The sequence below is a fragment of the Shigella sp. FC1567 genome, from assembly GCF_001743015.1.
Classification (GTDB): domain Bacteria; phylum Pseudomonadota; class Gammaproteobacteria; order Enterobacterales; family Enterobacteriaceae; genus Escherichia; species Escherichia coli.
Genome location: NZ_MIIV01000080.1, coordinates 1 through 8,572, shown reverse-complemented (window position 1 = coordinate 8,572; position 8,572 = coordinate 1). Strand labels below are relative to the sequence as shown.

The 8,572-nt window shown below is 48.5% G+C and carries 10 protein-coding genes, 2 tRNA genes and 1 rRNA gene; 4 read left to right on the top strand and 9 right to left on the bottom strand.

Annotation, left to right across the window (positions count from 1 at the left end; all coding sequences use genetic code 11):
- The 3 genes from BHE85_RS06425 to dnaQ all read right to left on the bottom strand — a co-directional run.
- Positions 1–165 (bottom strand): IS1 family transposase (locus tag BHE85_RS06425; protein WP_047664789.1); only part of this gene is annotated, 165 nt, incomplete at its 3' end.
- A 193-nt stretch (positions 166–358) separates the two neighbouring features.
- Positions 359–435, bottom strand: a tRNA-Asp gene (locus tag BHE85_RS06420).
- 132 nt (positions 436–567) lie between these two features.
- Positions 568–1,299 (bottom strand): DNA polymerase III subunit epsilon, encoded by a 732-nt coding sequence (dnaQ, locus tag BHE85_RS06415; RefSeq protein WP_001297205.1) that lies wholly within the window; start codon positions 1,297–1,299, stop codon positions 568–570.
- A gap of 64 nt (positions 1,300–1,363) precedes the next feature.
- Here dnaQ and rnhA point away from each other — a divergent pair, with 64 nt between their 5' ends.
- Positions 1,364–1,831 carry a ribonuclease HI gene (rnhA, locus tag BHE85_RS06410; protein ID WP_000917883.1) on the top strand — a complete coding sequence of 156 codons (468 nt, stop codon included), beginning with the start codon at positions 1,364–1,366 and terminating at the stop codon, positions 1,829–1,831.
- Here rnhA and BHE85_RS06405 read toward each other — a convergent pair.
- A complete protein-coding gene (locus BHE85_RS06405) occupies positions 1,828–2,550 on the bottom strand; it encodes a class I SAM-dependent methyltransferase (RefSeq protein WP_001297210.1) in 723 nt (240 codons plus the stop codon). The genes rnhA and BHE85_RS06405 overlap by 4 nt on opposite strands.
- 33 nt (positions 2,551–2,583) lie before the next feature.
- Between BHE85_RS06405 and gloB the strand changes: the two genes are divergently transcribed.
- Positions 2,584–3,339 carry a hydroxyacylglutathione hydrolase gene (gene gloB / locus BHE85_RS06400; RefSeq protein WP_001052720.1) on the top strand — a complete coding sequence of 252 codons (756 nt, stop codon included), beginning with the start codon at positions 2,584–2,586 and terminating at the stop codon, positions 3,337–3,339.
- A gap of 71 nt (positions 3,340–3,410) precedes the next feature.
- The gene (gene mltD / locus BHE85_RS06395; RefSeq protein ID WP_000644682.1) at positions 3,411–4,769 is read left to right on the top strand and encodes a murein transglycosylase D; all 1,359 of its coding nucleotides are present in this window, start codon (positions 3,411–3,413) and stop codon (positions 4,767–4,769) included.
- A 48-nt stretch (positions 4,770–4,817) separates the two neighbouring features.
- Here mltD and BHE85_RS06390 read toward each other — a convergent pair whose 3' ends face one another.
- Both BHE85_RS06390 and BHE85_RS06385 read right to left on the bottom strand, forming a co-directional pair.
- A complete protein-coding gene (locus tag BHE85_RS06390) occupies positions 4,818–5,441 on the bottom strand; it encodes a class I SAM-dependent methyltransferase (protein ID WP_000016005.1) in 624 nt (207 codons plus the stop codon).
- A 3-nt stretch (positions 5,442–5,444) separates the two neighbouring features.
- Entirely contained in the window at positions 5,445–6,245 is an 801-nt protein-coding gene (locus BHE85_RS06385) for an endonuclease/exonuclease/phosphatase family protein (protein WP_001230983.1), read from the bottom strand.
- Between the two features lie 240 nt (positions 6,246–6,485).
- Here BHE85_RS06385 and yafC point away from each other — a divergent pair, with 240 nt between their 5' ends.
- On the top strand, positions 6,486–7,400 hold the full coding sequence (gene yafC / locus BHE85_RS06380; RefSeq protein ID WP_039063968.1) for a DNA-binding transcriptional regulator YafC: 915 nt from the start codon (positions 6,486–6,488) through the stop codon (positions 7,398–7,400).
- Here the strand turns inward: yafC and dkgB are convergent.
- From dkgB to rrf, 3 genes are all read right to left on the bottom strand, one after another.
- Positions 7,397–8,176 carry a 2,5-didehydrogluconate reductase DkgB gene (gene dkgB / locus BHE85_RS06375; RefSeq protein ID WP_370737458.1) on the bottom strand — a complete coding sequence of 260 codons (780 nt, stop codon included), beginning with the start codon at positions 8,174–8,176 and terminating at the stop codon, positions 7,397–7,399. The two genes, yafC and dkgB, sit on opposite strands and share 4 nt — an antisense overlap.
- A 174-nt stretch (positions 8,177–8,350) precedes the next feature.
- Positions 8,351–8,427: transfer RNA gene (locus BHE85_RS06370), tRNA-Asp, on the bottom strand.
- A 54-nt stretch (positions 8,428–8,481) separates the two neighbouring features.
- A 5S ribosomal RNA gene (gene rrf, locus BHE85_RS06365) occupies positions 8,482–8,572 on the bottom strand; the annotation flags it as partial.

Sequence of the window (8,572 nt, the reverse complement as noted above, 5' to 3'; positions counted from 1 at the left end):
TTTCTGGTGCGTACCGGGCTGAGAGGCGGTGTAAGTGAACTGTAGTTGCCATGTTTTACGGCAATGAGAGCAGAGATAGCGCTGATGTCCGGCAGTGCTTTTGCCGTTACGCACCACGCCTTCAGTAGCGGAGCAGGAAGGACATCTGATGGAAATGGAAGCCACGCAAGCACCTTAAAATCACCATCATACACTAAATCAGTAAGTTGGCAGCATTACCGATATGGTCTACCATATGTGATTAACACATTTACAGCATAACAAAACCATAGACCGAAGAAATAGCGGGATTTAAATGCAAAAAAACCGCAAAATTAAAAATCTTGCGGTTCTCTGAACTCATTTTCATGAGTGAATTTGGCGGAACGGACGGGACTCGAACCCGCGACCCCCTGCGTGACAGGCAGGTATTCTAACCGACTGAACTACCGCTCCGCGTTGTGTTCCGTTGGGAACGAGGCGAATATTACGGATTGCCTCACCCTTCGTCAACGGTTTTTCTCATCTTTTGAATCGTTTGCTGCAAAAATCGCCCAAGCCGCTATTTTTAGCGCCTTTTACAGGTATTTATGCCCGCCAGAGGCAGCTTCCGCCCTTCTTCTCCACCAGATCAAGACGGGCTTCATGAGCTGCAAGCTCTTCATCTGTCGCAAAAACAACGCGTAACTTACTTGCCTGACGTACAATGCGCTGAATTGTTGCTTCACCTTGTTGCTGCTGTGTCTCTCCTTCCATCGCAAAAGCCATCGACGTTTGACCACCGGTCATCGCCAGATAAACTTCCGCAAGGATCTGTGCATCGAGTAATGCCCCGTGTAGCGTTCGTTTACTGTTATCTATTTCGTAGCGGGCACATAACGCATCGAGGCTGTTGCGCTTACCAGGAAACATTTTCCTCGCCACCGCAAGGCTATCGGTGACCTTACAGAAGGTATTGGTCTTCGGAATATCGCGCTTAAGCAACGAAAACTCGTAGTCCATAAAGCCGATATCGAACGCTGCGTTATGGATCACCAACTCCGCGCCGCGGATATAGTCCATGAACTCATCGGCTACTTCGGCAAACGTGGGCTTATCGAGCAAAAATTCATCGGCAATACCATGTACGCCAAAGGCTTCCGGATCCACCAGCCGATCGGGTTTGAGATAAACATGGAAGTTATTGCCCGTCAGGCGACGGTTCACCACTTCAACGGCACCAATCTCAATGATCTTGTGGCCTTCATAGTGCGCACCAATCTGGTTCATACCGGTGGTTTCGGTATCGAGAACGATCTGGCGTGTAATTGCAGTGCTCATAGCGGTCATTTATGTCAGACTTATCGTTTTACAGTTCGATTCAATTACAGGAAGTCTACCAGAGATGCTTAAACAGGTAGAAATTTTCACCGATGGTTCGTGTCTGGGCAATCCAGGACCTGGGGGTTACGGCGCTATTTTACGCTATCGCGGACGCGAGAAAACCTTTAGCGCAGGCTACACCCGCACCACCAACAACCGTATGGAGTTGATGGCCGCTATTGTCGCGCTGGAGGCGTTAAAAGAACATTGCGAAGTCATTTTGAGTACCGACAGCCAGTATGTCCGCCAGGGTATCACCCAGTGGATCCATAACTGGAAAAAACGTGGCTGGAAAACCGCAGACAAAAAACCAGTAAAAAATGTCGATCTCTGGCAACGTCTTGATGCTGCCCTAGGGCAACATCAAATCAAATGGGAATGGGTTAAAGGCCATGCCGGACACCCGGAAAACGAACGCTGTGATGAACTGGCTCGTGCTGCGGCAATGAATCCCACACTGGAAGATACGGGCTACCAAGTCGAAGTTTAAGCTTGTGGTTTACGACATTGCCGGGTGGCTCCAACCGCTTGGCGAATTCGTGGCTTGTTTTTACTCTGTTTCATCGGGTTTAGCGTTAAAGGAATAGTCCGTTTCCGGGCAACAATAAGTTGTAAGCAACCAAGCGCAGGAATATGCGCATTCAATAGTTTTCCTCCGTGTTTGTTCCACGGGAGAACGTGGAAACGGCTGGCGTGCAGCACTTCAAAATTCAACAAAGAGAGCCAGTCCAGTTGCCGCATCAGAGTAAACATCCGGCTGTTATAGGGCGAGGTTTTTCGCAATACCGGCACAAGTTTGCGTAATCCCATTAAACTAATGGGATTGAAGCCACTAATCACCAGCCAGCCATCATCAATCAATACCCGATCGGTTTCACGCAATAAACGATGCGGATCGGTGCACCACGGCAATGTATGTGCCAGTAGACAAACATCAACGGATTTATCGGCAAAAGGAAGATGAAGTGGATCCGCCTGCACCTGGACGGGCATTCCTTGCGCAGAAACATTCACTTGATGAGAAACCGCGCACGCTTCGCAATTGATTTCTGCGCTTAAATTGCCAATCTTAAGCAGATGAAAACCATACATTTTAGTGAACCACGGGTTGAGCTGGCGCTCCAGCGCCTTGCGATAAAGCTCTCCCCAGGGCAAATCGCCCCAGCGATCAGGAGCCACGACAGTTTGAGGGACTCTTGCCGGTTTCATCACAACCTTCCGTTTCACACTAAGAGGTAATCTATGAATCTTAACAGTATTCCCGCCTTTGATGACAATTACATCTGGGTTTTGAATGATGAAGCAGGTCGCTGCCTGATTGTCGATCCCGGAGACGCAGAGCCAGTATTAAACGCCATTGCCGCCAATAACTGGCAACCGGAGGCCATATTTCTCACCCACCATCATCACGATCACGTTGGCGGCGTAAAAGAACTGGTGGAAAAGTTTCCGCAAATTGTGGTGTATGGTCCACAAGAGACACAAGATAAGGGAACAACACAGGTAGTCAAAGATGGCGAAACTGCCTTCGTTTTGGGGCATGAATTTAGTGTAATTGCCACACCGGGTCACACTTTAGGACATATCTGTTACTTCAGTAAACCTTATCTATTTTGCGGCGACACGCTGTTTTCTGGTGGGTGTGGTAGGTTGTTTGAAGGGACAGCATCACAAATGTATCAATCACTTAATAAGTTAAGTGCGTTACCTGACGATACATTGGTATGTTGTGCTCATGAATATACGTTATCAAATATGAAGTTTGCTTTGAGTATTCTTCCGCACGATTTGTCCATAAATGATTATTATCGTAAAGTTAAGGAGTTACGGGCAAAAAATCAAATAACACTACCCGTAATTCTGAAAAATGAGCGGCAAATTAATGTTTTTTTAAGAACGGAAGATATTGATTTAATTAATGTAATTAATGAAGAAACATTATTGCAACAACCTGAAGAGCGTTTTGCATGGTTAAGGTCAAAGAAAGATAGGTTCTGATAAAACTTTCTTGTCATCGGCTCCGTTCGCCGTTATGATCGGTCGTCTTTTAAGCAACTATTGACACACACATGAAGGCAAAAGCGATATTACTCGCCTCTGTCCTGCTCGTGGGTTGCCAGAGTACCGGCAACGTTCAACAGCACGCACAGAGCCTTTCTGCAGCTGGTCAAGGGGAAGCAGCAAAGTTTACAAGTCAGGCACGATGGATGGACGATGGGACGTCTATCGCGCCAGATGGTGACTTGTGGGCTTTCATTGGCGACGAGCTAAAGATGGGAATTCCGGAAAATGACCGGATTCGCGAACAGAAACAGAAATATTTACGCAATAAGAGCTATCTCCACGATGTAACTTTACGGGCAGAGCCGTATATGTACTGGATAGCAGGGCAAGTTAAAAAACGTAACATGCCTATGGAACTGGTACTACTACCCATAGTGGAGAGCGCTTTTGATCCTCACGCAACGTCTGGCGCCAATGCCGCAGGCATCTGGCAGATCATTCCGAGCACGGGGCGCAATTATGGTTTGAAACAGACCCGCAATTATGACGCGCGTCGCGATGTTGTTGCTTCAACAACTGCCGCGCTGAACATGATGCAGCGTCTGAACAAGATGTTTGACGGCGACTGGCTTCTGACCGTAGCGGCTTATAACAGCGGCGAAGGTCGGGTCATGAAGGCAATTAAAACGAACAAAGCGCGTGGGAAATCCACGGACTTCTGGTCGTTACCGTTGCCGCAGGAAACGAAGCAGTACGTGCCTAAAATGCTGGCATTGAGTGATATTCTCAAAAACAGCAAGCGTTATGGCGTACGTCTGCCAACGACCGATGAAAGCCGTGCTCTGGCGCGTGTGCACCTGAGCAGCCCGGTTGAAATGGCGAAGGTTGCAGATATGGCGGGGATTTCCGTCAGCAAGCTGAAGACATTCAACGCTGGCGTAAAAGGCTCCACGCTGGGCGCAAGTGGCCCGCAGTACGTGATGGTGCCAAAGAAGCATGCAGATCAACTGCGTGATTCTCTCGCTTCAGGCGAAATTGCTGCTGTACAGTCGACGCTGGTTGCCGACAATACGCCGCTTAACAGCCGTGTTTACACCGTACGCTCTGGCGACACGCTTTCAAGCATCGCTTCACGTCTCGGCGTAAGCACCAAAGATTTGCAGCAGTGGAACAAACTGCGCGGATCTAAGCTGAAGCCAGGCCAAAGTTTGACGATTGGTGCAGGCAGTAGCGCACAGCGGTTGGCAAACAACAGCGATAGCATTACGTATCGTGTGCGCAAAGGCGATTCGCTTTCAAGCATTGCTAAACGCCACGGCGTGAACATCAAAGATGTGATGCGCTGGAACAGTGACACTGCGAATCTGCAACCAGGCGATAAGCTGACGTTGTTTGTGAAAAACAACAACATGCCAGATTCCTGACAAACCAGATAATAAAAAAGGCACCGATTCCCCCGGTGCCTTTTTTATTTATGCCGCTTTATGCGCTTCTACCATGATGATATCACTGGTGAAAGAGCCATCAGTCTGCAAGGAAAAATACGTTCTCACCTCTGTCGATGCGCTCTGTTGGTAAATGCGAATAGCGTCTACTAACGCTTCTGGCGTACGCATTCTCACGACCCATGAAGAAAATTCCAGCGGTAACTTATCTGTAATTAAATTATCAACTATAAGATTGGCTTCATTGATTAACGTCAACCACGCACCGCTGGCGTAGTTTCGTACGTGAGAGGTATCGCGTAATGCTTCTACCGCCTGTAACCAGATGTCGCGCACTGGGTGACCCGGAGACATTACATCCATCACAATCAGCCTACCGCCAGGTTTCAATATCCTATTCACTTCTCGCAGTGCTGCACCAACATCATGCCAGTGATGGGCAGAATAACGGCTGATAACAATATCAAATGCGTTATCGGCAAATGGCAGACTTGCGGCATATCCCTGGCGGGTGGTGATATTTTTCAGTTGCCGGGCTTCGGCAGCTTGTGCCACGACATCCAGCATGTGGGCCGATAAGTCATACGCCACCACCGCGCTCACGTTTTGCGCAGCGCCAAACGTTGGTCTGCCCTGTGGCAGACCTGACATACCTTATTTATCAGGCTTGCCGGGACTGAATTCAACGAGTAGCGGATTGTGATCGGAAGCGCGCGTAACCAGTACAGAAGCTTCACTGACGTTCAGACCACGGTAGAAAACAAAATCGAGCGGGCGACCAAACGCCCGACGGCGCTGATCATCGGTAAAACGCACCTGGCGCAGCGACATTTCCCGCGCAAAGCGATATAACGCGTTCATCCTTCTACGGCTCCAGGCATTGAAATCTCCCGCCATAATGACCGGGCCGCTGTGGTGAGCTATCTGATCACCAATAGGAAGTAACTGCTTACTATAGACATCCACGCCCAGACTGAAGTTGACGGCGTGTATATTAACCACCATCAACAGGCGGGTGTCAGGTAATGGATAGACCGTCACCAGTGCCGACTTCGCCAGACGCAAAATGGGTTCTCGTTCACGTAACGGGCAGCAATACACTGGATGTGCCGCCGAAAGGGTCATTACGCCAGAAGGATGTTGTGGCAGCACGAAAGCGGGTACCTGATCGGCGGCAAGATAGTTAGCGGTCGCAAACTGTACTAACTCTGGCGTTGTCTGCGCTTCCTGCAATAACACCAGGTGTGCATCTTTGCCGTAGTTCTTTAATACCGACAACCATTCAGCGCGTTGCTGTTTGTATATGTTCCACACCAGGATCCGAATACGCTCTTCGGTACTTAACGGTTCCCCAGGTGGTAATGCCTGGCCGATGCTCGCAAAAGACCCCGGCGGTAAGATCCTTTCCGCAGGTTGTCCGGCAACATAGCGCATGGCATAGGTGTTTTTTCGCACTTTTGACTTTGAAACCTCTATTACGTCAACCCTTCCGCACTCGGGAGGGTTCTACTATTATAGGGATTTTAGCTCACTCTTTCAACGAGCAATTGTATATTGTTATGTAAGCAAGTGCTTACACCGGTCAGAATTTTGCTCATTATGGAGAACATTAAATCGCATGACATATCACGCATCCTGATGGTTTAATGACAAATAAATTCAAAATATCTCTTCTATTTTGCAACAGGAGCAAAAATGAAAGCCACGTCGGAAGAACTCGCCATTTTTGTTTCGGTCGTCGAAAGCGGCAGCTTTAGCCGGGCAGCGGAACAATTAGGGCAAGCAAACTCAGCGGTAAGCCGGGCGGTGAAAAAGCTGGAGATGAAACTTGGCGTTAGCCTGCTTAATCGGACCACGCGACAACTTAGCCTGACGGAAGAAGGCGAGCGTTATTTTCGTCGCGTACAGTCAATTTTGCAGGAGATGGCAGCGGCAGAATCAGAAATTATGGAGACGCGTAATACACCGCGTGGACTGTTACGGATCGATGCCGCAACTCCAGTGGTGCTGCACTTTCTGATGCCGTTAATTAAGCCTTTCCGTGAACGCTATCCGGAAGTCACTTTGTCGCTAGTCTCCTCCGAAACGATTATTAATTTGATCGAAAGAAAAGTGGATGTCGCGATACGCGCTGGTACGTTAACGGATTCCAGCTTACGTGCCAGGCCGTTATTTAACAGTTATCGAAAAATTATCGCCTCCCCCGATTATATTTCCCGCTACGGGAAGCCAGAAACGATCGACGATTTAAAGCAACATGTTTGCCTGGGATTCACTGAACCCGCTTCCCTCAATACCTGGCCGATAGCCTGTAGTGATGGACAATTACATGAGCTGAAATACGGTTTGTCATCCAATAGTGGGGAAACACTGAAACAGCTTTGCCTGAGTGGCAACGGGATTGCGTGTTTGTCCGACTACATGATCGACAGAGAAATCGCTCGCGGAGAATTGGTGGAGTTAATGGCAGATAAAGTGTTGCCAGTGGAAATGCCATTCAGTGCCGTCTATTACAGCGACCGTGCGGTAAGTACGCGCATCCGGGCTTTTATCGATTTCCTTAGCGAGCATGTAAAAACAGCTCCCGGAGGAGCTGTCAGAGAGGCTTAATCCCATTCAGGAGCCAGACCTTCCGGGCTAACCAGGCGGTCGTTGCAATCCAGTGCGGCGATCGCTTTTTTATCTTCGGCATCAAGCTGTAAATTTTGTGCCTTAAGATTACTTTCCAGGTTTTTACGTTTAGTAGAAGAAGGAATTACTGAGTAACCTTCCCCCATAGCCCACGCCAGAATCACTTGTGCCGGAGTCGCATTGTGTTTAGCTGCGATACGAGCAATAACCTCATCTTTCAGGGCCTTACCATACGCCAGCGTCATATAGGAAGTAATATGGATGCCGTGCTGTTTAGCCCAGGCAACCACTTTACGGTTTTGCAGATAAGGAGAGAGTTCAATCTGGTTAGTAGCGATGTTTTCAGCGCCAACAGCAGCAATCGCCTTTTCCATCAATGGGATCGTGAAGTTGGAAATACCGATCTCACGCGTCAGCCCTTGTTTTTTGGCTTCCAGCAGCGCCTGCATAACCCCTTCAACAGAGACTTCATCGTTTGGTGACGGCCAGTGGATTAGCGTCAGATCAACATAATCGGTACGCAATTTTTGCAGGCTCTCTTTCAGACTTGGGATCAATTTGTCTTTGCTGAGATTTTCAATCCAGATTTTAGTGGTGATGTAGAGTTCATGACGTGGCACGCCACTTTCTGCAATCGCCTGACCTACTGCGGCTTCGTTATCATAGATTTGTGCGGTATCAATTGCGCGATAACCAAGTTCAAGCGCCGTTTTCACAGATGAAATAACAACGTAGTCTTTCAACCTAAACCAAATGCAGGGATAGCCATAATATGCCTCTTTTAATGCTATTTTCGTTAACTGAGGTGATTATGGGCTTCAGACTGTTGAGGAAAAAAGCGTAAAATGCAGAGGATTTTTGCGATTCTGGCAATAATAGATATACAGACGAAAAAAACCTCGAGCGTTAACTCGAGGCTTCTTAATAAGTGGCGGAACGGACGGGACTCGAACCCGCGACCCCCTGCGTGACAGGCAGGTATTCTAACCGACTGAACTACCGCTCCACCGAATTCTTTTACAACCACCGGTTTTATGACCGGCTTACTGCTTAATTTGATGCCTGGCAGTTCCCTACTCTCGCATGGGGAGACCCCACACTACCATCGGCGCTACGGCGTTTCACTTCTGAGTTCGGCATGGGGTCAGGTG

What these genes read in the sequence shown, in the direction of transcription:
- dnaQ (WP_001297205.1), bottom strand. Translation starts at nt 1,299, where the DNA reads ATGAGCACTGCAATTACACGCCAGATCGTTCTCGATACCGAAACCACC.
- rnhA (WP_000917883.1), top strand. Translation starts at nt 1,364, where the DNA reads ATGCTTAAACAGGTAGAAATTTTCACCGATGGTTCGTGTCTGGGCAAT.
- BHE85_RS06405 (WP_001297210.1), bottom strand. Translation starts at nt 2,550, where the DNA reads ATGAAACCGGCAAGAGTCCCTCAAACTGTCGTGGCTCCTGATCGCTGG.
- gloB (WP_001052720.1), top strand. Translation starts at nt 2,584, where the DNA reads ATGAATCTTAACAGTATTCCCGCCTTTGATGACAATTACATCTGGGTT.
- mltD (WP_000644682.1), top strand. Translation starts at nt 3,411, where the DNA reads ATGAAGGCAAAAGCGATATTACTCGCCTCTGTCCTGCTCGTGGGTTGC.
- BHE85_RS06390 (WP_000016005.1), bottom strand. Translation starts at nt 5,441, where the DNA reads ATGTCAGGTCTGCCACAGGGCAGACCAACGTTTGGCGCTGCGCAAAAC.
- yafC (WP_039063968.1), top strand. Translation starts at nt 6,486, where the DNA reads ATGAAAGCCACGTCGGAAGAACTCGCCATTTTTGTTTCGGTCGTCGAA.